The organism is Sanguibacter sp. Z1732 (genome assembly GCF_051020515.1).
In the GTDB taxonomy this organism is placed as follows: Bacteria; Actinomycetota; Actinomycetes; order Actinomycetales; family Beutenbergiaceae; genus CALKWS01.
In genome coordinates this window covers 1,336,744-1,361,294 of sequence record NZ_CP194857.1, presented here as the reverse complement: position 1 = coordinate 1,361,294, position 24,551 = coordinate 1,336,744, and the positions used below count along the sequence as shown (strand labels likewise).

The window sequence follows — 24,551 nt, the reverse complement described above, 5'->3', positions numbered from 1 at the left end:
TCATCGAACCCGGGCCGCACGGCCCGTGGCCCCGGACACCGGATCGGTGCCCGGGGCCACGCCCCCCGGTTCTCCCGTGCGGCGGCTACTGCAGGTTCACCGTCACCCCCCGGGAGAACATCGAGCCGTGGAGTTCCACCGCGGCCGGCTCGGCGTCTGCTGGGATATCGAAAACCAGGGCGGTCCGGGCGGTGTTCCCCGGGTTGATCTCGGTCAGCAGGAACTCGCCGTCGTCGAGGAGAAGGGCGGCGGAATCGTCGGCGGAATGGGTGCGTCCCTCGGTGTCGACCAGGCCCTGCTCGGACGTCCAGAAGGTCTCGGCGGCACTGCCGGTGTTGGTTACCTCGAGGTAGACCAGCACGAACTGACCCTGGGGCTGCTCGTTCAGGAACTCCGACCCGATCCGGTCCACGCCGGTCTCGACCTCGGTGACCACGAACTCGAAGTCCCCATCGGATACGTTCTCACCGATCCCGGGCGCCTCGGCCGGCTCATCATCCTGCTGCGCGGCATCCGCGTTCGTCTCCGCGGACTGACCGGGTGCGGCGCCGGTGCCCTCGTCCCCATCCCCGGAGGTGGCGATGCCAATGACCGCGACGAACGCGAGGACAGCGAGAAACCCGGTGAGGATCTTGTGCCGGGCGAACCAGTTCCGCTTGCGAGGTGCGGGGGGCTCCGGCTGTTCCGGGCCGGGGTAAGGGGCGTGTGGTGCCGCGGCACCGTGCGGTGGACCGGTAGGTGTTCCCGGCGGCGGACCCTGTGGATGCTGACTCATGATGCTCCTGTTCCTCGATGGCGAACCTGCAGTACGTCATCGAGCCTGTCCGCCCGGACCCGTTCAGCGCTTCGTCCGATCCGGTGCACCCGGCCAGCCGAAAGTCGTAGCCGGGCGGTGGTAATCATGGCCAACCGGATGACGTCCGTTGTGGGTGGTGATGCCTACGATGCGTGACATGACCAGCCCCGGCCCGGATCGCCCGCTGCCCGAGCGTGCCCCGCCGGCGTGGGTGGCGCCGGTGGCTATGTCGCCCTGGTGGTGCTGGGCGTGGGGTTGACGGTAGCGGTCGGGATGGCCCGCCGCTATCGCGCGAGCGCCCGTGCCGCCCGGCGGGCCGAGCGGGCGCACGAGCGCGCCGCGCATCAGTTGCGCACGGAACTGTCCCGTCAGGAGGAGCGCGACCTGATCGCCCGGGAGATGCACGACACCGTCGCCCATCACCTGTCCCTGGTGTCCCTGCACGCCTCGGCGCTGGAAGTCACCGCCGCCGATCCCGGCACCGACGTGCCCGGGGCGGCCCGTTCGATGCGTTCGGCCGCGCACAGAGCGCTGGAGGAGATGCGCTCGTTGATCAGCACGTTGCGCGACTCCGCGGCCTCGGACCGCCTCGGCGCAGGCGCCCCCACGCTCGCTGACCTGCCCGGGCTGGTGGACGATGCCCGCAGCGCCGGAGCGGACATCACCCCGATGATCATGGTCTCCGGAGCGGAATCGGCCCCGCCGGCGCTGACCCGAGCGGTCTACCGGATCGTGCAGGAGGGCCTGACGAACGCGGTCAAGCACGCCCCGACCGCACCGGTGCACCTGGACCTGCGTGCCGCTCCCGGGCGGGGCGTGCAGGTCACGGTGACCAACCGCCTGCTCCCACAGGGGATCGGCGGGTCCGGGTCATGGAGCGGCGCGCCGGGGCGGTTCGGATCGGCAGACGCCGTCGTCGGGCCTACCGGCAGTGAGCCGGGGCCGGCGCCGGGCTCAAGCGGATCCGGGTTGCGCGGCATTGCCGAACGGGTGCACATGCTCGGGGGAACCTTTCAGGCAGGAGTCGACGGCGACACGTACCTCCTGCACGCAGAGTTGCCCTGGGTGGCGACCACCTCGGGGTAGCGCCCCCACCCGACGTGTGCGCAGGCAGCCGGGGCGGGCGAAAGAGAGTGCCGGCGCGCCGAGTGTTGCCGGGGGCGGCTGCCGCGTCGTTGCCGCTGGGCGGTGTCGGAGGTCGGTTCTAGACTCGGCGGAATGATCCGGGTACTCGTGGTGGACGATGACGCGATGGTGCGTCAGCTACTGCGCACCATCATCGAGCAGGCCGATCTTTCCGTGGTCGCCGATGTCGGCGACGGCGATGAGGTCATCCCCGCGGTGCACAAGCATCATCCCGACGTTGTCGTGATGGACCTGCGGATGCATCGCGTCAGCGGAGTGGAAGCGACCCGGTCGGTGATGGCCCTACCGGACCCGCCGGGGGTGATCGCCCTGACCTCCTTCGACAGCGAGGACGTGATCCTGGAGGCCGTGCACGCCGGGGCCCACGGCTTCCTGGCCAAGGATGCCGACCCGGCCGAGATCATCACCGCGATCCGCTCGGTGGCCGCCGGCGACGGAGCGTTGTCCCCGCGAGCGGCTCGTACGGTGATGGCCCACGTCCAGGCCGACACCTCCGGTCAGAAGCGCCGGGAGGCCAGGGAGCGGGTGGAAGGGCTCACGGACCGGGAGCAGACGATTACCACTGCGGTTGCCGCCGGCCTGACCAACGCCCAGATCGCTCGCCAGAACTACCTCAGTGAGGCCACCGTCAAGACGCACCTGACGAACGCGATGACCAAGCTCGACGCAGCCAACCGGGTGCAGGTGGCGTTGGTGATCGACCGCGCCGCCAGTGGGCGCTCGCACGGGTAGGTTGGTCGGGTGCGACGAGCGGAGAAAGTGGAGCGGATCAGCGAGATCCTCGAGGACCTCTACCCGGAACCGGTGCCGGCGTTGGACCACACCGACGCCTACACCCTGCTGGTGGCGGTGGCCCTGTCCGCCCAGACCACCGACAAGAAGGTCAATGAGGTCACCCCGGTTCTGTTCGCGGAGGCTTCGACACCGGAGCAGATGTATGCCCTTGGTGCGGAACGGATCCGGGAACTGATCCGTGAGATCGGCCTAGCACCCACCAAGGCGCGCAACCTCTGGACCGCGGCCGGGCAGATCATGGACGCCGGGGGCGAGGTGGTCCCGGACTGGGAGTTCCTGGAGTCCCTGGCCGGGGTGGGGCACAAGACCGCGAGTGTGGTGATGGCTCAGGGGTTCGACATCCCGGCCTTCCCGGTCGACACCCACATCTTCCGCCTGGCCCGCCGCTGGGGGCTGTCCACCGGCACCACGGTGGAGAAGGTGGAGGGCGACCTCAAGCGCGCCTTCGCCAAGGACACCTGGAACCGCCGTCACCTGCAGATCATCTACTTCGGCCGGGAGTACTGCCCGGCGCAGCGCCACGATCTGGCCATTTGCCCGATCTGTTCCTTCGCGGCCACCAAGAAGCAGATGCAGTCCGAGGCCAAGGCCCGCGCCGGGCGCCGCAAGACCACACCCGCACCCGTCGACATCGTGCCGGCTGCGGCCAAGCGCGGCCGCTAAACTCACGCGCAGCGGCTGCCAGTCAGCGGATCACCATGGTCGTGGAGCCGGTGGAGCCGGTGGAGCCGGTGGAGCCGGTGGAGCCGGTGGAGCCGGTGGAGCCGGTGGAGCCGGTGGAGCCGGTGGTGCTGGTGTCCACTTCGATGAACAACCGGGTCAGTCGGTCCCCCCAGACCTCGGTCAGCATCGGGTCATCGAGTTCCTGCACCTCCAGGCCGGCGGGCAGGTCCGGATCCCAGGTGAGTTCGAGAGCATCCTCGCCCTGCACGGGCGTCACCGTGGCGCGCCCGGGTTCGACGAGCCGCACCGACCCGGCCAGGATCCAGTGCACCCGGGTGGGTCCGGTCTCACCGTCCGGGGCGTCCAGGTGCCAGGAATCGCTCACCCGCACCTCGCCGTCGCCCAGTTCCGCCCGGCGCACCCAGGTGCGCACATCCGCGCGCGGGTAGGCCGCGGCCAGGTCCAGTTCCATGCCCCGGGGCGCGTCGTCGTCGGGCAGCACCGAGACGCTCCGCGCCCGGTACTGCTCCCCGTCCCGTTGTCCACTGCCGCGGATCAGCGGCACGCTGTGCCACTGGCTCTGCATGGGCCACAACTGGTACCGGTCCGGTCCGAACGTCTGCCGGGTGTAGGTGGGCCGTCCGGCATCGACCACCACGGGCACCCCGTTCAGGGCCACCGTCACGGCGCCGATGTCGTTGTGGTTGTGGTTCTCCCCGTTGTGCCCGCCCTTGATCGCCAGGCTCAGGCGCGGCTCCCGCTGGGCGGGGCCATGACGCACCAGCATCTGGACCGAGGGCAGCCACACCGCGGGTTCCGGGGCAGGTTCAGCACCCCCGGCGGCGGCGGCGAAGGCGGTGTCGGTGATCGTGTGCAGGATCCGGCCCAGTGAACTGGTCGGGCGCCGGTGCACGGTGATCAGCGGCTCCCCGGGGTGGACCTGGGCGGCGGCATGGTCCCGGGCCCGCTCGTCGCTGAGGCGCACCGCCCAGCGGTAGGGCACGTTCCAGGGGACCCCGGGGTAGGCGCGGGCCGCGCTGTCGGCCACCCCGACGTACCAGCCCTTCCCTAGGTGCATCCGGTGCAGGTAGGCCAGTGCGGCTCCGACGGCCGGGATCGCGCCGGCGTCGAGCTCGCCTCCGGTGGCGTGGTGCAGCACGTCGAGCATCTCCAGCAGCCGGCCGACGCCCTCCCACCAGTACGAGGCGCCCTCATCGACGGCGCCATCGGCCGGCAGCGAGTCCACGAAGTTGTCGGCGTCGGCGATGGTCTGGGCCACGATCCGGGCGCGCAGGTCCGCCTCTTCGGGTCCGTCGAGCAACCGGAGGGCGGCCAGTGCGACGTTGCCGCAGATCCACGGGTTCCAGTTGTTCACCCGGCGCTCGGTGCCGATCCACCACCAGTCCCGCCGCTCCAGGTAGGGGTCCAGCACCCGCAGCCGGGCCTCGCGGCGCAGCCTGGTGCGCAGGCCGGGGAAGTGCTCGTCCAGGGACGCGCCGAGCAGGTGATCGGTCCAGGCGATCTGGGCGACGACCTCACCGGCGCCCAGGTCCAGCACCGGGGCGTCCGGGTCGGGTAGCAGCCAGCCGCGCTTGCTGAAGGACTCCTCATGGGCGGGCCAGCACCAGGTGGTCTGCTCGCACAGTTGGATCAGGCCGTCGGCCACATCATCGAGCCAGTGCGCCTCGCCGGTCGCGGCCGCGGCGATGACCGCACGGGACAACCGGCCCTGCCGGGTGAAGATCTGCTCCTCATAGCCCACCCGGTTGTCGGCGCGGACGTAGTCGGCCAGCAGCGTGGCCAGCGTGTGCGGCCAAGGGTGCTCGCGGTCTCGCTGCGCGGTCTCGATGAGGTCGGCCACGGTGGGGTGGTGTAGCCGGCCGGCCCCGAGGTCCCAGACGGCGCGGTCGGTGGCCGGCGCCACCGGCAATGCCTGGTCGGGGGCTCGCAGTACGTGCCGCAGCGCCGGCGCCTCGGCCCGACCCCCCCACAATGCGCGCATCGGAGTGGTGGATTCCTGCACGCCGCCTCCATCCGAAATGTTCGTTTCTGTCCGGGTTCTTGGCCGCCATGGCCGATTTGCGGATCCTCCACTCTAGATTGATTGCGACGACCAATTGCCGATCATTGGCGATCGAACTAAACAAAACCGGTCACGAGAACTGAGGTGCCTGTGGGAGCAATGTTGTCCGCGCCCCCCCGAGCCCTGCTGGTGATGAACCCCGAGTCCTTCGCGCTGCAGTTCGGGCAGGACCAACTCGACAGGTTGGACACGCTGGTATCGATGGAGGAACCAGCGGTGGTGCACGAGTTGACCTCCGCGGCCGCCCGAGCGCGGCTGGCGGAGGCCGAGGTGCTCCTCACCTCCTGGGGGGCGCCGGCGCTGACCCCGGAAGTCCTGGCCGCGGCACCCCGGCTGCGAGCGGTGCTGCACGCCGCCGGCAGCGTGCGATACATGGTCACCGAGGAAGTGCACGAACGCGGGATCGTGGTGAGTACTGCCGCTGACGTCAACGCGATCCCGGTGGCCGAGTACACCCTGGCCGCGATCATCATGGCCGGCAAGCGGGTGCCGTTCATCGCCCGCACCTCGGTGCAGAGCGGGCAAGCCGGGATGGGCCGTTCGGACCTGACCAACCGGGGCCGGGCGGTGGGCATCGTCGGTTTCTCCCGCATCGGCCGCCGTGTGATGGACCTGCTGTCCCTGCTCGAACTGGGTGCGCTGCGAGTCTACGACCCCTACGCCGATCCCGAGCAGGTGGCTGCTCTCGGCGGGGAATTGACCAGCCTGGACGAGACGATGGCCACCTCCGAGATCCTCAGCGTGCACGCCCCAGCACTGCCCGAGACTCGGGGCATGATCGGGGCCCGGGAACTGGCCCTGCTGCCGGACGGGGCCACGGTGATCAACACCGCCCGCGGCGTGGTGATCGACCAGGAGGCACTGACGCGGGAATGTGGCACCGGACGCCTGTACGCGATCCTGGACGTGACCGACCCCGAGCCGCTGGCGCCGGACCACCCCCTGCGCGCGATGGATAATGTGCTCATCACACCCCATATCGCCGGTTCCCTGGGCAACGAGGCGCGTCGGATGAGTGATCACGCCATCAACGAACTCCAGCGATGGCTCAGCGGAGCACCGTTGCGCAGCCAGCACCTGCCCGACGCCGCGTCGCTGACCGCTTGAGCCCGAGGATCCCGCCAGAGAAGACGAGGACCATGATCCGCCCCGCACCTGCCCGGACCGGCAGCGCGCACCGCCCCGGCCGGCCGCGCTTCGCCGGCCCGTCCCCACTCGCCGGCCGGCACCGCACCGACCGTCCCCTCGGGGGACTGCGCACCGACGTCGTCGGCTGCTTTCCCGGGGCCCGTTGATGCTGGCGCGTGCCCGCCAGGAGTACCTGCTCCGGCAGATCACCCTCTACGGAACCGTGCGGGCCAGCGAGGCCGCCGCCGAACTGGGCGTGACCCAGGTGACGATCCGGCGGGACATCAGTCAGTTGGAGGCCGACGGCCTGGTCCAGCGTGTGCACGGCGGCGCGGTGGCCGCACAACGCAAGTCCGCCAAACCACGCCCGGCGCGCACCCTGATCGGGGTGGTGGTGCCCTCATCGACGTTCTACTACCCGGACGTGATCGCGGGGATGGAGTCGGTGGCCGCCGAACTGGGTGTCCGGATCGTGCTGGGCATCTCCGACTACCGACCGGAGGCCGAACGGACCCAGGTGGAGCGGCTGCTGGCCCTGGGCGTCAAGGGCCTGGTGCTGACCCCCACCCTGCACGAGCAAGTGCCTGCCGACATCGCGGCCTGGCTGGAGTCGATCCCGGTGCCGGTGGTGGTGCTGGAACGCGACGTGGGAGCCAGCCGGGCGGTACGGGAACTGGACAGCGTGCGCACCGACCACCGCCACGGTGGTCTGCTCGCGGTGGACCACTTCGCCCGGCTGGGTCACCGCAGCGTGGTGCTCGCTGCGACCGAGGCGACTCCCACTGCGCCGGCGATCCGGGAGGGATACCACCAGGCGGTGGCCCAACTCGGGCTGGATCCGGTGGCGGCGGTGACGCTGCCGAGCGATCACGACGACCCGGACGACTTGACCGCAGCGATCGAGGAGTTCATCGAGCACCGGCACGGGCTGGGCGCCCGGGCCGTGCTCGCGCATTCGGACCGGCACGCGATCCGGATCGTGGAGGTCGCCCAACTGCGCGGCCTGAGAATCCCCGAGGACCTGGCGGTGATCTCCTACGACGACGTGGTGGCCGGGCACGGCGCGGTTCCGTTGACGGCGATCGCACCACCGCGTCGGGAACTGGGCCGGGAGGCCCTGCGGCTGATCGATCGGCGGTTGCGCACCGAGGCCGAGCAGGAGGCGCCCAGGCATTCCCAGTTGCTCCCCCGGCTGACGGTGCGCGAGTCCTGTGGGGCTGTGGTCGAGTACTGACGGGGTGGTGCGCACGGGTCGACCCGGGGAGCGGTCCGTCCTGAGTGCCCGAAGCGCCACAGATCATGATCGAATATGTCGCTTTTGTTCTGCTCCGTGCGCGGGCTTTCCTATAGTCGCTGGGCAGGTGGAGGTCTCGTACGCACACCCTCATAGCACACACGGCATCCACACACAAGGTTTTTCATCCCGCGCGCAGGTGCCGGGATACGGAGTCAAGGAGGACCCAGGAATGAACGCGAGAACCAGTTCAGCCACACCCGACCCGAGTCTGCTCTCCCGCCGCACCATGCTCTACGCCGGCGGCGGTGCACTGGCGACCGTGTCCCTGGCCGCCTGCGGCGGCGGAGGCACCGCCGACCCGGATGCCGACGGCGAGGGCGATGGCGCCGAGGCCGCCCCGGACCCGGACCGCCCGAAGGAGTCCCCGCTGCTGACCGAGCAGGTCGAGGCCGGGGAACTGCCCCCGCTGGAGGAGCGCCTGCCGATCGAGTCCGACCGACTGGTCGTGGAGACCCAGGAGTTCGGCGTCTACGGCGGCACCTACCAGGGTGCTGCGCTGGGCCAGGGCGATGACCCCTGGTTGGAGCGCATCATCGCCTATGAACCGATGATGCGCGCCGACCACTCGCTCGCCGAGGTGGGACTGCCGGGCACCTTCAAGTCCGTCGACATCAATGACGACGCCACCGAGTTCACCATGCATTTGCGCGAGGGCATGCGGTGGTCCGATGGTGAGCCGGTGACCGCGGACGACGTGATGTTCGCCATCGAGGACGTGTACTTCAACGAGGAACTGAACGCCAACCCCCCGGGCTTCCTGAGGTGAACACGATCGAACGGACCCTGTTCTACGACCGTAAGAACCCCGACGCGAACCAGTTCGACGCCGGCGTGTGGGCCGGGGACGGTGGCTACCGGGTGGAGATGAACGAAACTCGTTGGTGGTTCCCCACCAGCGACGAATCCCTCTACGGCGTGAAGTGGTCCGCCTACTTCTCCAGCCTGGGCGAGGGCGAGGACGTCGAGGAGCCGCCAGCGGAGACGCTGGAGCAGATGGAACTGTACTGGCAGATCCCGCTGGAGCCGGATCTGGAGGAACAGAAGGTGATGTTCCGGCGGATCCTGGAGATCGCCAAGGAGCAGTTCTACGCCATGGGGATCGCCCTGCCCACCGACGGTTATGGCATCAGGAAGAACAACCTGCGCAACGTCGTGGAGTCCTACCCGGACAGTTGGCTGTACCTGACGCCGGGCCCGACGGACATCCCAGCCTGGTTCTTCTCCGAGGACTGAGCCCGGGTCCGGTTCATGGCGAACTCGTTGTCACCAGATGGGGTGGTGCGCTGAATGCTGCAGTACATCATGCGGCGCGTGTTGATCCTGATCCCCACGATCTGGATCATCTCCGTGATCACCTTCGTCATCATCCAGTTGCCCCCGGGGGACTACCTGACCACCCTGCAGGCCCAGTTGGCCGCGCAGGGGGACGGGAGTCTGGGGGCGGCCCAGCTGGAGCGGCTCACCCAGCGCTACGGGCTGGACCAGCCCTGGTACGTGCAGTACTGGATGTGGTTCTCCAACATCATCTTCAACGGTGACTTCGGGGATTCCTTCGACTACGGTCGCACGGTCAGTTCCCTGCTCGGCGAGCGGTTGCCGCTGACGATCCTGTTGTCGGTGCTGACGTTGCTGTTCATCTGGGCGGTGTCCTTCCCGATCGGGGTGTACTCGGCGATCCGGCAGTACTCCGCCGGGGACTATGCCTTCACGTTCCTGGGCTACGTCGGGTTGGCGGTGCCGAACTTCCTGATCGCGCTGGTACTGATGTGGCTGAGCCTGACCTATTTCGGTCAGAGTGTGGGTGGGTTGTTCTCTCCGGAGTTCCGGGACGCGCCGTGGTCGCTGGCGCGGGTGGGTGATCTGCTGGCGCACTTGTGGATCCCGGTGGTGATCTGGGGCACCGCGGGTACTGCGGCCAATATCCGGATCCTGCGGGCGAACCTGCTCGATGAGTTGCGCAAGCCCTATGTGGTCGCGGCCCGGGCGCGGGGGGTGCCGCGCACGAAGATGCTGATCAAGTACCCCGTCCGGGTGGCGTTGAACCCGTTCTTCTCCACCATCGGGTGGATTCTGCCCGGTCTGATCGCCGCGGACGCGATCACCTCCCAGGTGCTGAACCTCAATACCACCGGTCCGCTGCTGTTGCGGGCCCTGATGGCCCAGGACATGTACCTGGCCGGATCGGTGTTGCTGATCAGCGCCGTGCTGGTGGTGATCGGGACTTTGATCTCCGACCTGGCGCTGGCGTGGCTCGATCCGCGTGTGCGGTTCAGGTACTGACAGGAGGGAGGGCTCACCATGACCGAACCGTTCATGCCGCGCACCGGCACCGAGTTGGAGACCCCGGAGACCGAGGAACCCGAAGCCCAGCGTGAGGGTGGGCGCGATCTGGCGCTGGCCTCGCAGTCCAAGTTGGTGTGGTGGGGCTTCAAGCGGCACAAGGTCGCGCTGGTGTGCGGGGTGATCACGGTGCTGATCTATGGCATCGCGATCTTCGCCCCGTTCCTGGCGCCGTACTCCCAGACCGCGCACAACTCCGAGTACCCCTATGCGCCGCCCCAGCAGATCAATCTCTTCCACGAGGGCTCCTTCCACCCCCACGTGAACGGGTACACCTTCGAGCAGGATCCGGACACCCTGGCGTTGACCTTCAGCCTGGATGAGGAGGAGATCATCCCGATCGGCTTCTTCGTGCGCGGGGAGGAGTACAACCTGTTCGGCTTCATCCCCTGGGACCGCAGCCTGATCGGGCCGGTGGATATCAACGGGCCGCCGATGTATCTCTTCGGGGCCGACGCCAACGGCCGCGACATCCTGTCCCGGATCATCCACGGGACCACCATCTCGATGTCGATCGGTCTGATCGGGGTGCTGCTGTCGTTGTTCCTGGGGGTGATCATCGGCGGCATCTCCGGGTACGTCGGGGGCCGGGTGGACAACCTCATCCAGCGCGCGATCGAACTGATCATGTCCATCCCCACGATCCCGCTGTGGATGGCCCTGTTCGCCGCCGTGCCGTCGTCGTGGTCACCGGTGCAGCGGTATCTGGCCCTGACGGTGGTGATCTCCCTGGTCGGCTGGGTGGGGATGGGCCCGGGAGGTGCGGGGCAAGTTCTTCGCCGTGCGCAGTGATGAGTACGTCACCGCCGCCGTGGCCGATGGGGCCAGTCAGTCCCGGGTGATGTTCCGGCACATGCTGCCCTCCTTCACCTCCCACATCATCGCCAACCTGTCACTGTCCATCCCGACGATCATCCTGGCCGAGACGGCGTTGTCGTTCATCGGCCTCGGCCTGCAACCGCCCACGGTGAGCTGGGGTGTGTTGCTGCAGGAGGCGCAGAACATCCGGGCGGTCTCCACCGCGCCGTGGATCCTGCTGCCCGGTATCCCGGTGGTGATCACCGTGCTGGCAATGAACTTCTTCGGGGACGGGCTGCGCGATGCGGCCGACCCCTACAAGAACTGACCTTTGGGAAGATCTGCTGATCCTATGAAGCGACGAACCGGTGAGGTGACCATGGGCACGGACCACGGTGGGGCCACCACGATGGACCCCGAGGCCCGGGGTGAGGCGGTGGCCGCTGATCGGGCGCTGTTGAGCATCGAGGGTCTGCGTACGCACTTCACCACCCCCGACGGTGTGGTCAAGGCGGTGGACGGGGTCGACTTCGCGGTGCGCCCGGGTACCACGATGTGTGTGGTGGGGGAGTCGGGGTGCGGTAAGTCGATGACCGCCCGTTCGGTGCTGCAGTTGATCGAGCCACCCGGGGAGGTCGTCGACGGCAAGGTGCTGTGGAGCCCCGACGGGGGCGAACCGGTGGACCTGGCCGCGTTGGACACCGACGGGGAGGAGATCCGGCAGGTCCGCGGGGGACAGATCGGGATGGTCTTCCAGGAGCCGATGTCGTCGTTGTCCCCGATGTACACCGTGGGCGCGCAACTGATCGAGACGATCCGCCTGCACCGGGAGATCAGCAAGGAAGCAGCGCGGGAGGTGGGTGTGGAGTTGCTGCGCCGGGTGGGGATCCCGCACCCGGAGCGGCGCATGGACGTCTTCCCCTTCCAGCTCTCCGGGGGTATGTGTCAGCGGGTGATGATCGCGATCGCGCTGTCCTGTGACCCGAGACTGCTGATCGCCGATGAGCCCACGACCGCCTTGGATGTGACCACCCAGGCCAGGATCCTGGACCTGCTCAAGGACCTGCAGGCCGAGAACGGGATGGGCATGCTCTTCATCACCCACGACCTCGGCGTGGTGGCCGAGATCGCCGACGAGGTGACCGTGATGTACCTGGGCAAGGTGGCCGAGCGCGGCACGGTGGAGCAGATCTTCTCCGAGCCCAAGCACCCCTACACCCAGGCCCTGCTGCGCTCGATCCCCGATGTGCGCGACGGCGGGGAGCGCCAGCGTCTGCGCACCGTGCGCGGGATGGTGCCGCACCCGCAGAACCGGCCCAGTGGTTGCCCGTTCCGTAGCCGGTGCGATTTCGCCATGCCCGGGATCTGCGACCAGGAGATGCCCCCGGCCACCGACTTCGACCAGGACCACCGCACCTTCTGCTATCTCTACAGCCACCCCGATGCCCCCGGCTCGGTGCCCGAGGCCCCCGGAGTAGAGGAGTCCGAGCCGGCAGGTGCGTCCGAGCCGGTCGAGTCCGGTCCCCCGGCCCAGGGTGACCGCCCCACGGTGGGACCGGTCGCCGTCGTCGAGCCGCGCCGGCCGGAGGAGGCGCCGGCCGCCTCGGTCGAGCCGTTGTTGCAGGTCAAGGGCCTGACCAAGCACTACCCGATCGGCGGGGGGATGTTCCGCCGCCCCACCGGCAACGTGCGAGCCGTGGACGGGGTGGACCTGAGCATCGCGCCGGGCCAGACGATGGGCCTGGTCGGGGAGTCCGGCTGTGGCAAGACGACGATGGGCCGGGCGATCGCTCGGCTGATCGATGCCACCTCCGGGCAGATCCTGTACCGCGAGGCCGGTGGTGACCAGGTGGACCTGGCCACGCTGAGCGGTCGTGCCCTGGGCAAGTACCGCACCCAGGTGCGGGTGATCTTCCAGGACCCGTTCTCCTCCCTGAACCCGCGGATGACCGTGGAGCAGATCGTCGGCGAACCGCTGCTCGTGAACAAGATGGCCTCGGGCAGCGAACGCCAGGACCGGGTGGCGGAGATGTTGCGCCGGGTGGGTATCCGGCCCGAGTACATGCCCCGCTACCCGCACGCCTTCTCCGGCGGGGAGCGCCAGCGGCTGAACATCGCCCGGGCGCTGATCACCAACCCACGCCTGGTCATCGCCGATGAACCCGTCTCGGCGCTGGATGTGTCCATCCGGGCCCAGATCCTCAACCTGCTCGTGGACGTGCAGGAAGAGTTCGGGCTCACCTACCTGTTCATCTCCCACGACCTGTCCGTGGTCGAGCACGTCAGCGACCGGGTGGCGGTGATGTACCTGGGCAAGATCGCCGAGGAGGCGGAGACCGGCGAACTCTATCGCCGGCCCCGGCACCCCTACACCGAGACGCTGCTGCACTCGGTGCCGATCCCGGACCCCTCCCGCCGGGAGGCACGGCTCAAGCGCGCCGGGACCGACGATCTGCCCGACCCGGCCAACCAACCGGACGGCTGCCTGTTCCACACCCGCTGCCCCCACGTGCAGACCGAGTTGTGTCCCACCGACCGTCCGGCGCTGCGCACCCTGGGTGATGGTCGGGTCGCCTGCCACTACGCCGAGAAACTGGCCCTGAGCGGCGTCGCTACCCCCACCACCCGCGAGGCCGACCAGGTCTGAGCCGCTCCCCAGCGCCGGCACCCTGTCGTCGGCACCGGGAGCCACCTCTCAGTTCTCCCCGGGGCGGCGGCCCGGGCGCTACCCGTCCTGCAGCGCCTCGGTCCGGTCCACATCGTCCCGGCCCTGCCCGGCGGCCGGAGCCGCCTCGGCCCCAGCCCACCTCGTCCCGGCCCCCGCGCACTGGCCGGTCCCGCCTGCGCCCCGGGGTGGTGCACAGAGGCCTGCGATGTCACGGTGGAACATGCCTTCGATGAACTCCGCACCGGGGTGTGGCCCGCCCCGAACACCCTTGACGTGCAGCGATCCTCGAGCATAGATTCAACTATGCGATATTCGTGTTCCGTATTGTGGAATCGTATGTGATGGATGCCCTCACCGAGCTGCGCCGCGACCTGCCGGAGTCGATCGTGCAGACCGATCCGGAGGTTCTGCAGGCCCACCGCCGCGACCGCGCGCTGGACCCGGCAGCCGGCACGGCAATCGCCGTCGTCCTCGCCGAGTCCACCGAACACGTTCAGACGGCGGTGCGCTGGGCCGGGAAGCACCGGGTCCCGATCGTGCCGCGAGGGTTGGGCAGCGGACTGTCCGGAGGGGCCACAGCACTCGACGGGGGCCTGGTCGTCTCCACGATGCGGATGCGCGCCGTCCGGATCGACCCCGGCACCGCTACCGCCGTGGTCCAGCCCGGCGTGATCAACGCCGACCTCAAGGGCGCGGCCGGCGAGCACGGGCTGTGGTACCCCCCGGACCCGGCATCGTTCACCTTCTGCTCCATCGGCGGCAACATCGCCACCAACGCCGGTGGCCTGTGCTGCGTGAAGTACGGCGTCACCGGGGATTACGTGCTCGGCCTGGAAGTGGTGCTGGCCGATGGTCGTGCCATCAAGGTCGGTGGCCCCCGCATCAAGGACGTGGCGGGCCTGGATCTGGTCGGCCTGTTCGTGGGGTCCGAGGGCACGCTGGGCATCATCACCGAGGCGACCCTGCGCCTGCTGCCGCAACCTCCCCGGGCGCGCATCGTCGTCGGCTGGTTCGACGACTCCGGCGCGGCGGCCGCCGCCGTGCATGCCGCCGCGCGAAGCATCCGCCCCTCGATGCTGGAGTACATGGACCAACTGGCGGTCAACTGCGTCGAGGACGAACTCGGCCTCGGGCTGGACCGCTCCGCGGCCGCGCTGGTGATCGCCGGCACCGACGACCAGCACCCGGACGGACCCGAGGTGACCGCGCTGCTGACCGCCCTCACCGAGCACGGGGCCACCGACGCGCACGAGGCCGTCGGAGAGATGGCGGAGAACTTCGTGCACGCCCGGCGCCTCGCCATCCCCGCGGTGGAGCGCCTGGGCCACCTGCTCCTGGAAGACGTGGGTGTTGCCCTGCCCAGGCTGGGTGAGTTGATCGAGGGCGTGCAGCAGATCGCCCGGGACCGGGACGTCCCGATCGCCTTCATCGCCCACGCCGGCGACGGCAACACCCACCCGTTGGTCGTGGTCGACCCCACTGACCCCGCCCAGCGCGCCCGTGCCGAGACCGCCTACGGCGAGATCATGGACCTAGCCATCGACCTGGGTGGCACCATCACCGGTGAGCACGGCGTGGGACGCCTCAAGCAGCCCTGGCTGGCCGCCCAGGTCGGCGCCGACGTGCTGGAGGTCTCGGCGCGGATCAAGGCCGCGCTGGACCCGGAGCAGATCCTCAACCCCGGCGTCATCCTCGCCGCCGACGCGACCCCACCGACCCCCACCACCAAGGAGACTCCCCGATGACCGACCGGATCCAGCGCGCCGGCCTGCAGGTGCACCTCGAACTGGACGCCTTCACCACCGAGATCCTGGACGGAACCGGGATCGCCCCCGAGGACTTCTGGTCCGGCTTCGCCGCCATCGTGCGTGACCTGGGTCCGCGGAACGCCGACCTGCTCGCCGAGCGCACCCGGATGCAGAGCGCGATCGACGCCTGGCACCGCGAGCACCCCGCCCCCGTCGATTCCGGGGCCTACCAGCGATTCCTCACCGAGATCGGCTACCTGGTGCCCGAACCCGGACCGGTGCGCGTGAGCACCACCGACGTCGATCCGGAGATCGCTGACCTCGCCGGCCCGCAGTTGGTGGTCCCGGTGACCAACGCCCGTTACGCCCTGAACGCGGCCAATGCCAGGTGGGGGTCCCTCTATGACGCCTTCTACGGCACCGACGCGTTGCCCGGCCTGATCCCCACCGCCGGGTACGACACCGCGCGGGGCACCAAGGTCGTGGAACTGGTGCGCAGCCTGCTCGATGAGTTCGTGCCGCTCGCCCGCGGCTCGCACGCCCGGGCCCGGGCGTACCGCGTTGCCGAGGGGCACCTGCAGGTCACCACCGACGACGGCGTGACCCCCTTGGCCGATCCGGGTGCCTTCGCCGGGTACGGCGGCCCGCCCGACCAGCCCTGGTCGGTGCTGCTGCGCCATCACGGCCTGCACATCGACATCCTCTTCGATTCGGGTACCGAGGTGGGCAGGGCCGACCCCGCCGGCATCGCGGACGTGCAGATCGAATCGGCCCTGACCTCCATCATCGACTTCGAGGACTCGGTGGCCACCGTGGACGCGGCGGACAAGGTCGCCGCCTACCGCAACTGGTGGGGGATCAACCGCGGGGACCTGTCCGCGACCTTCGACAAGGGCGGGCGCAGCAAGATGCGCACCCTGGCGGAGGACCGCCAGTACTCCGCCCCGGATGGCTCGGACCTGGTGCTCAGCGGACGGGCGGTGCTGTTCGTGCGGAACGTGGGGCACCTGATGACCACCGACGCGGTGCTCGACGCATCGGGCGCCGAGATCGGTGAGGGGATCATGGACGCGGTGTTCACCACCCTGGCCGCCCTCCCCAGCCTCGATCCGGACAATCCGTGGCGCAACGGACGGCACGGGTCGGTCTACATCGTCAAACCCAAGATGCACGGCCCCCAGGAGGTGGCCCTGGCCGTGGATCTGTTCGCCCGGGTGGAGCAGTTGCTGGGCCTGCCCGAACGGACCCTGAAACTGGGGCTGATGGATGAGGAGCGCCGCACCACGGTCAACCTCAGGGCCTGCATCGCCGAAGCCAGCGACCGGCTGGTGTTCATCAACACCGGGTTCCTGGACCGCTCCGGTGATGAGATCCACACGTCCTCCGCCGCCGGGCCGATGGTGCGCAAGGCGGACATGAAGACCCAGCCCTGGATCCTCGCCTACGAGGACCACAACGTCGACGTGGGCCTGCAGGTGGGCCTGCCCGGACACGGTCAGATCGGCAAGGGCATGTGGGCGATGCCGGATCTGATGGCGGACATGCTCGACCAGAAGATCGGTCACCCCGAGGCCGGGGCGAGCACCGCGTGGGTGCCCTCACCCACCGCCGCCACCCTGCACGCACTGCACTACCACCGGGTGGATGTGCCCGCCCGGCAGCGCGACCTGGCCGGCCGGGAGCCCGCCACGCTGACGGACCTGCTCACCATCCCGCTGGGTGATGGGCAGTGGTCTGAGGACGAGCGCGCCGAGGAGGTGGACCTGAACGTGCAGTCGCTGCTGGGTTACGTGGTGCGCTGGGTAGACCAGGGCGTGGGCGTCTCCAAGGTGCCCGACATCCACGAGGTGGCCCTGATGGAGGACCGCGCCACCCTGCGCATCTCCAGCCAGCTGCTGGCCAACTGGCTGGGCCACGGCGTGGTCAGCCCCGAGCAGGTGCGGGACAGCCTGCGGCGGATGGCGCAGGTGGTCGATGCCCAGAACGACGGCGATCCGCACTACCGGCCGATGGCCCCGGACTTCGACGGGGTGGCCTTCGCGAGCGCGGAGGAACTGATCTTCGCCGGCGCCACCCAGCCCAGTGGTTACACCGAACCGATCCTGCACCGGCGCCGCCGCGAGGCCAAGGCCGCAGCCCGCTGACGGCCCACCCAACAACCGCCGAGGACGACCCTGCGCGCCGAGGACGAGTGGTAGACCGCTCGCCCTCGGCAGTAACCCTCGCCCTCGGCCTCGGGTGGCGTGGCGGTGGCCGTCGGCCTCGGGTGCGGGTGGCGGTCAGGGGCCCTCGGTGGCGTACAACTCGGCCAGCACGCCCGCGGTGCGGCGCAGTGCGGGCAGCAGTGCCTCCAGGCCGGCCAGGTCGAGCCGGGCGGCCGGGCCCGAGACCGAGACCGCGGTGGGGGTGGGCGCCTCGGGCACAGCCATGGCCACGCACCGCACCCCCACCTCCTGCTCACCGTCGTCGATGGCATAGCCACGGCTGCGGATGGTGCCCAGTTCGGTCAGGAACTCCTCGGGCCCGGTGATGGTGTGCTCGGTGGCCGGGGGCATCCCGGCACGCTCGAGGAGCCGCAGCACCGCGGCGTCGGGCAGTTCGGCCAACACGGCCTTGCCGACCCCGGTGGAGTGAGCGTGCACCCGCCGGCCCACCTCGGTGAACATCCTCATCGAGTGCCGTGAGGCGGCCTGGGCCACGTAGACCACCATGTCCTGGTCCAGCATCGCCAGGTTCACCGTCTCCCCGGCCTGCGCCGCCAGGTCGTCCAGGTGTGGACGCGCCGCGGCGCCGAGGTGCAGGCCGGCCTGCTCACCGAGACGGATCAGCGCCGGACCGAGCCCGTAGCGGCGCGAGGGGAGTTGCCGGACGTAGCCATGGGCGAGCAGGGTGCGCATCAGCCGGTGCGTGGTCGCTGCGGCCATTCCGGTGCCCCCGGCCAGTTCGGACAGCGACATGTCCGTACCGGCACCGGCCATCAGGTCCAGCAGCTCCAGCGCCCGGCTCACCGACTGCACCCCACCGGCGGTCCGGTGCGCCGGGTGTGTGCGCGTCACCGGCGTCGTCGTGTGCCGCCATGTGCGCCACCTCCTGCTCCCGTCCGCCCGGACCTTCGTTACCGCGGGGCGCCGAACGTGTCGGCGCCCCCGGGCATCGAACGTACCAAGGGGGCGTGCCGGGCCCGTGGACGTGACGCGTGCCCGGCCTACGGACCCGGGATGAGCCCGGCCTACATACCAAGGGGGCGTGCCCAGCCCGGCCTACCTACCAAGGGGGCGTGCCCAGCCCGGCCTACCTACCAAGGGGGCGTGCCCGGCCTGCCGACCCGGGATGAGCCCGGTGGCCGGCTGTGCCACGATGCCACCATGCTGAACAGCGCCGAGAAGATCCAGACTAGTCACGCCGGCTCCCTGCCGCGCACCCCCGAACTCATCGAGGCCAACGCCGCCCGGGTCGGCGGCGAGGAGGTGGCGGGTTTCGACGACTTCCTGGGCGAGCAGGTCCGTGACCTGGTGCAGCGCCAGGTCGACACCGGCATCACGGTGGTGGGCGACGGCGAGTACGGCAAGGCGATGACCTCGCCGATGGACTTCGGGGCGTGGTGGTCCTACATCTTCCAGCGCACCGCGGGTCTGGAACTGGATGAGTCCGCCAAGTGGGTCACCGAGCGGCACATCTCCGAACCGGGCAGCACCAAACTCACCGGCTTCGCCTTCCGGCGGGATCAACAGGCCTTCCGGGAGGCCTACACCGACCCCACCTCCGGGGTGATGGTGGGGGAGGCGCCGGCATTCCCCAAGGTCACCGGCCCGCTGTCCTACACCGGGGCAGAAGCGATCGCCGCCGACGCCGCGCACCTGAAGGCGGCCGCGGACGCTGCCGGGGTGTCCGATGCCTTCATCACCTCCCTGGCTCCGGGTTCGGCCTCACGGATCGCGAACGAGTACTACGGAAGCGACGACGAGCTCCTGGAGGCGTGGGCCGAGGTGCTGCGGCCGGAATACCAGGCGATCATCGACGCCGGCCTGATCCTGCAGATCGATGACCCCTCCATCGCGGAGAACTTCGACCAGATCGAGCCCGAGCCCGCACTGGAGGACTACCTGGCGTTCACCCGGGTTCGGGTGGAGGCACTCAACCATGCCCTGCGCGGGCTGCCCACGGACAGGATCCGCTACCACCTGTGCTGGGGGTCCTGGCACGGCCCGCACACCACCGACCTGCCGATGCGCGACATCATCGACACCGTGCTGGGCGTCAACGCCGGCGCCTACACCTTCGAGGCCGGCAACGTGCGGCACGCGCACGAGTACACCGTGTGGGACGAGGTGAAACTGCCCGAGGGCAAACTGATCCTGCCCGGTGTGGTCTCCCACGCCACGAACGTGGTGGAGCATCCCGAACTGGTCGCCCAGCGCATCGAACGGTTCGCCACCCGGGTCGGCCGGGAGAACGTGATCGCCTCCACCGACTGCGGGCTCGGTGGGCGGGTGCACGCCCAGATCGCCTGGGCCAAGCTCGACACCCTGGCCAAGGGCGCGAGCTGGCCACCCGTCGCCTGTGGCGCTGAGGCGGCCGCGCCGGTCAGTCGGGATCACTACGGTGGCAACCCCGCGCCACCGCTAGGGGGTTTCCGCCGCCCGGTTCGCCGAGCACCAGAACTGGAGCCGGGCGTCGTCGTCGTAGGTCGTGAGCAGGCCGGTGAAACCGTGCCCACCGGCGAACTCGGTGTGCAGCGTCTGCGCGGCGGTACCGGCCTGGTACAGGTACTCGCTGAGCGGCTCTCCGGTATCGCCGGTGACCACCACGCGCACCCCGTTCCCGTCCGGCTGCCCCGCGGTGTAGGTGACCTGCAGGGCCATCGCATCGAACTCGGCTTCGGCGCTCTCGCCCTGCTCGATGACCAGTGTGTCATGGGTGGCGCCGGCGTCCCGGTCGGCGTCGGGCCGGAACTGGTGGGTGCACTCGATCTGCGCGGGCAGCGGCTCGGGCGGCTGTGCACAACCGCCGACGACGACGACGGCAGCCCCCGCCCAGGCCAGCACCCTGCGTAGGTGGGCGCCTCGTGCGCGCCGGAGTTCGCCGTCGTCCATGGACGCACAGGCTCGTCCACCGGGACGGTGCGGTCAAGCGAGGAGGCCGGATGGTCGCGGCGGTCGAACCCGTCCTCGGGGCGGCGCAGGCAGCGTGGAGGGCGGTGGGGGAGGCCTGCGTGAGAGGCGTGGGGCGGCGGCGGGGCGCCCCGAAGCGTCCTGCAATGCCGGTGCCGGCCCGACGTGTGGTGGTCATCACCAGGCACGGAACGAAATCCCCCTCGGCAACCGGGCCCGGGGTGTTCTACGGTGCTAAGCGTGAACGATTCCGGCTCGGCAGACCAGGGCAACCGGCGCGGCCCGGGGCGCCGCCTCCCCGGCGTGCCGGTCGGTCGCCGTGCGGTCACGCCCGGTTCCGGTGCGGAACCGGCCGGGGCCGCACCCTCCGAGACGACGTCGCCGCCTCCGCCCTCCTTCACGCCCTCGGCCAACACCCCGGTGATGCCCACCCCACCGGCCACCAGCCCGCCACCCACGTTCCTGCCATCGGCCGGAGAGTCCCCGTCCGCACCGGCTCCGCTGCGTCGTCCGCTACGGCACCGGGCCCGGGCAGCCATGGCCGCGACCTCCCCGCCCACCGAGCAGTTCAGTGCCCCCCGCCGTACCTCCAGCCTGCCGTTGCCGGTGGAGCGGGACGTGCTGGACCTGGTGGTGCGGATGGGCGAGGCGCTGATCGGCACCGGAGCGGCGGTTGCCGACACCACCGTGGATCTGCTGCGGATGGCCGCCGGGTTCGGCGTGACCAACTGCCACATCGACATCACCTTCATCTCCATCACCGCCACCATCGACCGCAGCGACGACCCGCTCACCAAGGTGCGGATCATCTCGGTGCGCACCGCCGACTACTCACGCCTGACCGACCTGCACCGGATGATCGACGACGTCGCCACCGGCAAACTCACGCTGCTCGATGCCCAGTCCCGATTCGACCAGATCGTCACCTCCCCGCACTCCTACCGGCGCTGGATCGTCACCGTGGCGCTGGGTGTGATGGGCGCCTCGATCGCGGGCCTGCTCGGCGGCGGGATCCTGGTGGCACTCGTGGCCGGGCTGACCTCGGCCGCGATCGACCGGGTGCTGCGGTTCTTCCGACGCCGGAACCTGCCCTACCTGTTCCAGCAGGTGATCGGCGCGGGAATGGCCACGCTGGTGGCGATGCTGTTGATGGTGGGCCGGGACATGCTGGGCTGGCCGGCGCACCTGCTCCCGCCCTCGGTGGTGGTCGGTGCCGGCATGGTGGTGCTGTTGGCCGGGCTCTCCCTCGTGGGTGCGGCCGGCGATGCGATCCAGGGATATCCGCTCACCGCAGCGGCCCGGAGTTTCGAGGTGGTGCTCAACACCATCGGGCTCGTGGCCGGCATCGGTGTGATGCTCAACCTCGCGCGGGCGATCGGGATCCCCCTGGTACTCAACGAGTCGATGGCCTTTCAGACGTCGGTGTGGGTGCAGGCCGCGTGCGGCGGGGTGGCCGCGGCCGCGTGGGGGGTGGCCTCCTACGGGCGCTTGCGCACGGTGATGTTGATGCTGGCCATCGGCGCCGGCTCCACCGCGGTGCGCTGGGGCGCGATCGACCTGGGCATGGGCTTCGAGGCCTCGGCCTTCGTCGCCGCGATGGTCGTGGGGCTGGCCGCCGTGGCGGTGGGGGAGCGCACCCGCACACCCTCCCTCGTGCTGTCCATCGCGGGCCTGACACCACTGCTGCCCGGGCTGGCGATCTACCGGGGCATGTTCGCGCTGGTGGAGGGTGACCACGTGCTGGCGGGCAGTTCCGAACTGATCGGGGCGTTCATGATCGGGTTGGCGCTGGCCGCCGGAGTGACCCTCGGTGGCTACCTGGCGACACCGCTGCGGCGCCGGATCGACCGGTTCAACGAGATGGTCGGCGTGCGTGCCCGCGGCGCTCGCAACTGAACCTGCGGGTGGGACCCCGCGCCGGGGTCCGCACGGCCGCAGGTGATGCTCATCACCTGCCCCCGCCGAACCCCCCGCGCGGTGGGACCAGCCCGTTAGGATGAGACTTCCATCCGTGATCAGTGAAAGGCGAGCTCATGGCCGAGCGCACCGTCACGGTCAAGTCCGCCGTGGGGTTGCATGCGCGACCCGCGGCGATCTTCACCCGTGCGGCTGAGGATTCCGGGATCCCGGTGCGGATCACCAAGAGTGGAGCGGCCCCCCAGGACGCGTCCTCGATCCTGGGTGTGATGACACTGGGGGTCAAGGGTGGCGACACCGTCACGCTCTACGCCGACGGGCCGCGCGCGGACAAGGTCCTGGACGACCTGGCCGCCCTGCTCAGCAGGGACCTCGAGGCGACCGCCGAGTAGCGAGGGGACGACGGTGGTCTTCGATGTCGACAGGTTCACTCGCTCATCCGATCGAGTGCGGTGGCAGGATCTGGACTTCGACTCCTTCGTCGACGAGCCGCTCGGCGCGGAGTCGCTGCGAACCCTGCGGTACATGTGCGAGGTGGAGTACCACACCGTCTGCTACCTGCGGGACCAACTGGTCACCCCCTCCCGGCGATCGGCCGACGTGGGTGCATTCATGACCATGTGGAACCGCGAGGAGTTCTGGCACGGGGAGGCGCTCGCGCACGTGCTCGGGCTCCACGGGGTGAGCGTCACGTATGACTACCTCAAGGCCAAGCGCATCAAACTCGGCTGGCGCGAGCGCCTGGTGCCGGTGAAGCAGTCGATGCTGGGCAATGTGCTCGGCCGGGACTTCATCGCGGTGCACATGATCTGGGGCGCGGTCAACGAGTGGTCCGCCGGCGCCGCCTACAAACGTCTCGCGGCGATGGAACCCCACCCGGGCCTGGCGGTGCTGCTCAAGCGGATCGCCGCCCAGGAGGCACGTCACGTCGCGTTCTACGCCACGCAGGCGCGCACCCGCCTGACCGGCTCCGAGCGTGCCCGCACCTTCGCCCGGCTCGCCCTGCGCAAGGCCTGGGAGCCGGTCGGCTCCTCGATCATGGACGATGGCGAGGTGCAGCACGTGATGTCGCACCTGTTCTCCGGCCCAGAAGGACGCAGGGAGATCGACGCGATCGACACCCACATCGCGAAACTGCCCGGCATGGAGGGTCTGACCATCGTGGGTGATGCGATGGACGCCCGGGGGATCACCGGATGAGCCCGCGGCCCCGTGCGAGCCGGGCTTTCGTCGTCGTCGGTCCCGCCGGAGACTTCGATATGGCCGACTTCATCAACAACCCGCGCCCGATCACCCTGGCCGCCGGTGGGCAGGCCGCGCTCGCACAGGCCGACCTGCCCGCGGGCGTGCTGCAGGCACTGGAACTCATCCGGGACGTCGAGCAGGCGGCCCTGGACTGGTTGCGGGACCTGCTGATCACCCCCACCCACGCCGACGCCGAGGTGACCGCGTTCCTGACTACCTGGGCGTATGAGAAGTACTGGCTCGCCGACCTGCTGGGCCGGGTCCTCGCCGACCACCCGCCGCCGGAGGCACCTGGGCCCGGCCTGCGGGCGCGGCTCGCCGAGCAGGCACACGAACGGTTCTTCCCGACTCTGGCCGCGATCGGGACGAACCTCCTGGGACCACGGGTGATCGCCGGCCAGCTGGCCACCGGGCTGGCGGACACCTTCGCGCTGCGGGTGATGACGATCCGGCTGGCCGAACTGGTGCCGGCGTTGGATGACCTCACCCGCTCGGTGCTGCACAGCACCGAGCGGCACGTGGCCTTCTACACCGAACAGATCCACCGGCGGGCCGGCACGAACGCCCCCGCCCGCCGGTCGCTGCACCGGGCCCTGCGCGGCTGGCGCTGGCCGGGTTCGCGGTACGCCGAACCCCGCAGGATCGGGGCGATCCTGCGGTACGTGCTCGGCCACCCGGAGGCACGTTGGCTCCTGGCACAGGCCGATACCGCCCTGTCCGCACTGCCCGGCGCACCCCGGCGCGCGGTGTTGCGCACAGAGTTCGCCAGATTCGTTGTACATGGAACCAACCGCTGGCAACTGCGCGTACAGTAGC

Annotated in this window: 21 protein-coding genes; 18 read left to right on the top strand and 3 right to left on the bottom strand. The window is 69.8% G+C overall.

The genetic code is table 11. The features are described 5' to 3' along the window. Positions 1 to 85 precede the first annotated feature (85 nt). Positions 86 to 775 carry a DUF4352 domain-containing protein gene (locus ACRRRO_RS07270; protein WP_424795614.1) on the bottom strand — a complete coding sequence of 230 codons (690 nt, stop codon included), beginning with the start codon at positions 773 to 775 and terminating at the stop codon, positions 86 to 88. Positions 776 to 1,003: 228 nt separating this feature from the next. Here ACRRRO_RS07270 and ACRRRO_RS07265 point away from each other — a divergent pair, with 228 nt between their 5' ends. The 3 genes from ACRRRO_RS07265 to ACRRRO_RS07255 all read left to right on the top strand — a co-directional run bounded on the left by ACRRRO_RS07265 (position 1,004) and on the right by ACRRRO_RS07255 (position 3,400). Beyond that, a complete protein-coding gene (locus ACRRRO_RS07265) occupies positions 1,004 to 1,882 on the top strand; it encodes a sensor histidine kinase (RefSeq protein WP_424795615.1) in 879 nt (292 codons plus the stop codon). Between the two features lie 132 nt (positions 1,883 to 2,014). After that, the gene (locus ACRRRO_RS07260; protein ID WP_424795616.1) at positions 2,015 to 2,674 is read left to right on the top strand and encodes a response regulator; all 660 of its coding nucleotides are present in this window, start codon (positions 2,015 to 2,017) and stop codon (positions 2,672 to 2,674) included. A gap of 9 nt (positions 2,675 to 2,683) precedes the next feature. Then, positions 2,684 to 3,400, top strand: a complete 717-nt coding sequence (locus ACRRRO_RS07255) for an endonuclease III domain-containing protein (protein WP_424795617.1) — start codon at positions 2,684 to 2,686, stop codon at positions 3,398 to 3,400. 22 nt (positions 3,401 to 3,422) lie between these two features. Here the strand turns inward: ACRRRO_RS07255 and ACRRRO_RS07250 are convergent, their stop codons facing one another. Next, complete coding sequence (locus ACRRRO_RS07250) at positions 3,423 to 5,423, bottom strand: heparinase II/III domain-containing protein (RefSeq protein ID WP_424795618.1); 2,001 nt, start codon at positions 5,421 to 5,423, stop codon at positions 3,423 to 3,425. A gap of 159 nt (positions 5,424 to 5,582) precedes the next feature. On the opposite strand from ACRRRO_RS07250, the gene ACRRRO_RS07245 reads away from it, so the two are divergent. The 10 genes from ACRRRO_RS07245 to ACRRRO_RS07200 all read left to right on the top strand — a co-directional run bounded on the left by ACRRRO_RS07245 (position 5,583) and on the right by ACRRRO_RS07200 (position 17,606). Continuing rightward, positions 5,583 to 6,590 (top strand): hydroxyacid dehydrogenase, encoded by a 1,008-nt coding sequence (locus ACRRRO_RS07245; RefSeq protein ID WP_434081313.1) that lies wholly within the window; start codon positions 5,583 to 5,585, stop codon positions 6,588 to 6,590. A gap of 187 nt (positions 6,591 to 6,777) precedes the next feature. Next, a complete protein-coding gene (locus ACRRRO_RS07240; protein ID WP_424795620.1) occupies positions 6,778 to 7,845 on the top strand; it encodes a substrate-binding domain-containing protein in 1,068 nt (355 codons plus the stop codon). Positions 7,846 to 8,077: 232 nt separating this feature from the next. Further along, positions 8,078 to 8,674 (top strand): ABC transporter substrate-binding protein, encoded by a 597-nt coding sequence (locus tag ACRRRO_RS07235; RefSeq protein WP_424795621.1) that lies wholly within the window; start codon positions 8,078 to 8,080, stop codon positions 8,672 to 8,674. Next, on the top strand, positions 8,671 to 9,141 hold the full coding sequence (locus ACRRRO_RS07230; RefSeq protein WP_434081312.1) for a hypothetical protein: 471 nt from the start codon (positions 8,671 to 8,673) through the stop codon (positions 9,139 to 9,141). Before ACRRRO_RS07235 ends, ACRRRO_RS07230 begins: the two co-directional genes overlap by 4 nt. A gap of 54 nt (positions 9,142 to 9,195) precedes the next feature. Further along, complete coding sequence (locus ACRRRO_RS07225) at positions 9,196 to 10,188, top strand: ABC transporter permease (RefSeq protein ID WP_424795623.1); 993 nt, start codon at positions 9,196 to 9,198, stop codon at positions 10,186 to 10,188. Between the two features lie 18 nt (positions 10,189 to 10,206). After that, positions 10,207 to 11,040, top strand: coding sequence for an ABC transporter permease (locus tag ACRRRO_RS07220; RefSeq protein WP_434081311.1), 834 nt, complete (start codon positions 10,207 to 10,209; stop codon positions 11,038 to 11,040). Beyond that, positions 11,009 to 11,374, top strand: coding sequence for an ABC transporter permease (locus ACRRRO_RS07215; protein WP_434081310.1), 366 nt, complete (start codon positions 11,009 to 11,011; stop codon positions 11,372 to 11,374). Before ACRRRO_RS07220 ends, ACRRRO_RS07215 begins: the two co-directional genes overlap by 32 nt. Positions 11,375 to 11,398: 24 nt before the next feature. After that, positions 11,399 to 13,693: a dipeptide ABC transporter ATP-binding protein gene (locus ACRRRO_RS07210; RefSeq protein ID WP_424795625.1), complete on the top strand. Its 2,295-nt coding sequence runs from the start codon at positions 11,399 to 11,401 to the stop codon at positions 13,691 to 13,693. A 362-nt stretch (positions 13,694 to 14,055) separates the two neighbouring features. Next, positions 14,056 to 15,459, top strand: coding sequence for an FAD-binding oxidoreductase (locus tag ACRRRO_RS07205; protein WP_424795626.1), 1,404 nt, complete (start codon positions 14,056 to 14,058; stop codon positions 15,457 to 15,459). Continuing rightward, complete coding sequence (locus tag ACRRRO_RS07200) at positions 15,456 to 17,606, top strand: malate synthase G (protein ID WP_424795627.1); 2,151 nt, start codon at positions 15,456 to 15,458, stop codon at positions 17,604 to 17,606. Before ACRRRO_RS07205 ends, ACRRRO_RS07200 begins: the two co-directional genes overlap by 4 nt. A 135-nt stretch (positions 17,607 to 17,741) precedes the next feature. Here the strand turns inward: ACRRRO_RS07200 and ACRRRO_RS07195 are convergent, their stop codons facing one another. Beyond that, complete coding sequence (locus ACRRRO_RS07195) at positions 17,742 to 18,518, bottom strand: IclR family transcriptional regulator (protein ID WP_434081309.1); 777 nt, start codon at positions 18,516 to 18,518, stop codon at positions 17,742 to 17,744. Positions 18,519 to 18,770: 252 nt separating this feature from the next. On the opposite strand from ACRRRO_RS07195, the gene ACRRRO_RS07190 reads away from it, so the two are divergent. The 5 genes from ACRRRO_RS07190 to ACRRRO_RS07170 all read left to right on the top strand — a co-directional run bounded on the left by ACRRRO_RS07190 (position 18,771) and on the right by ACRRRO_RS07170 (position 24,550). Continuing rightward, positions 18,771 to 20,516, top strand: a complete 1,746-nt coding sequence (locus ACRRRO_RS07190) for a cobalamin-independent methionine synthase II family protein (RefSeq protein ID WP_434081308.1) — start codon at positions 18,771 to 18,773, stop codon at positions 20,514 to 20,516. Positions 20,517 to 20,813: 297 nt separating this feature from the next. Further along, positions 20,814 to 22,469 (top strand): threonine/serine ThrE exporter family protein, encoded by a 1,656-nt coding sequence (locus ACRRRO_RS07185; RefSeq protein ID WP_424795630.1) that lies wholly within the window; start codon positions 20,814 to 20,816, stop codon positions 22,467 to 22,469. Between the two features lie 137 nt (positions 22,470 to 22,606). Continuing rightward, complete coding sequence (locus ACRRRO_RS07180) at positions 22,607 to 22,882, top strand: HPr family phosphocarrier protein (RefSeq protein ID WP_424787207.1); 276 nt, start codon at positions 22,607 to 22,609, stop codon at positions 22,880 to 22,882. Between the two features lie 13 nt (positions 22,883 to 22,895). After that, positions 22,896 to 23,690, top strand: coding sequence for a ferritin-like domain-containing protein (locus ACRRRO_RS07175; protein WP_424787206.1), 795 nt, complete (start codon positions 22,896 to 22,898; stop codon positions 23,688 to 23,690). After that, positions 23,687 to 24,550 carry a hypothetical protein gene (locus ACRRRO_RS07170; RefSeq protein ID WP_424795631.1) on the top strand — a complete coding sequence of 288 codons (864 nt, stop codon included), beginning with the start codon at positions 23,687 to 23,689 and terminating at the stop codon, positions 24,548 to 24,550. Before ACRRRO_RS07175 ends, ACRRRO_RS07170 begins: the two co-directional genes overlap by 4 nt. Position 24,551: the final 1 nt, after the last annotated feature.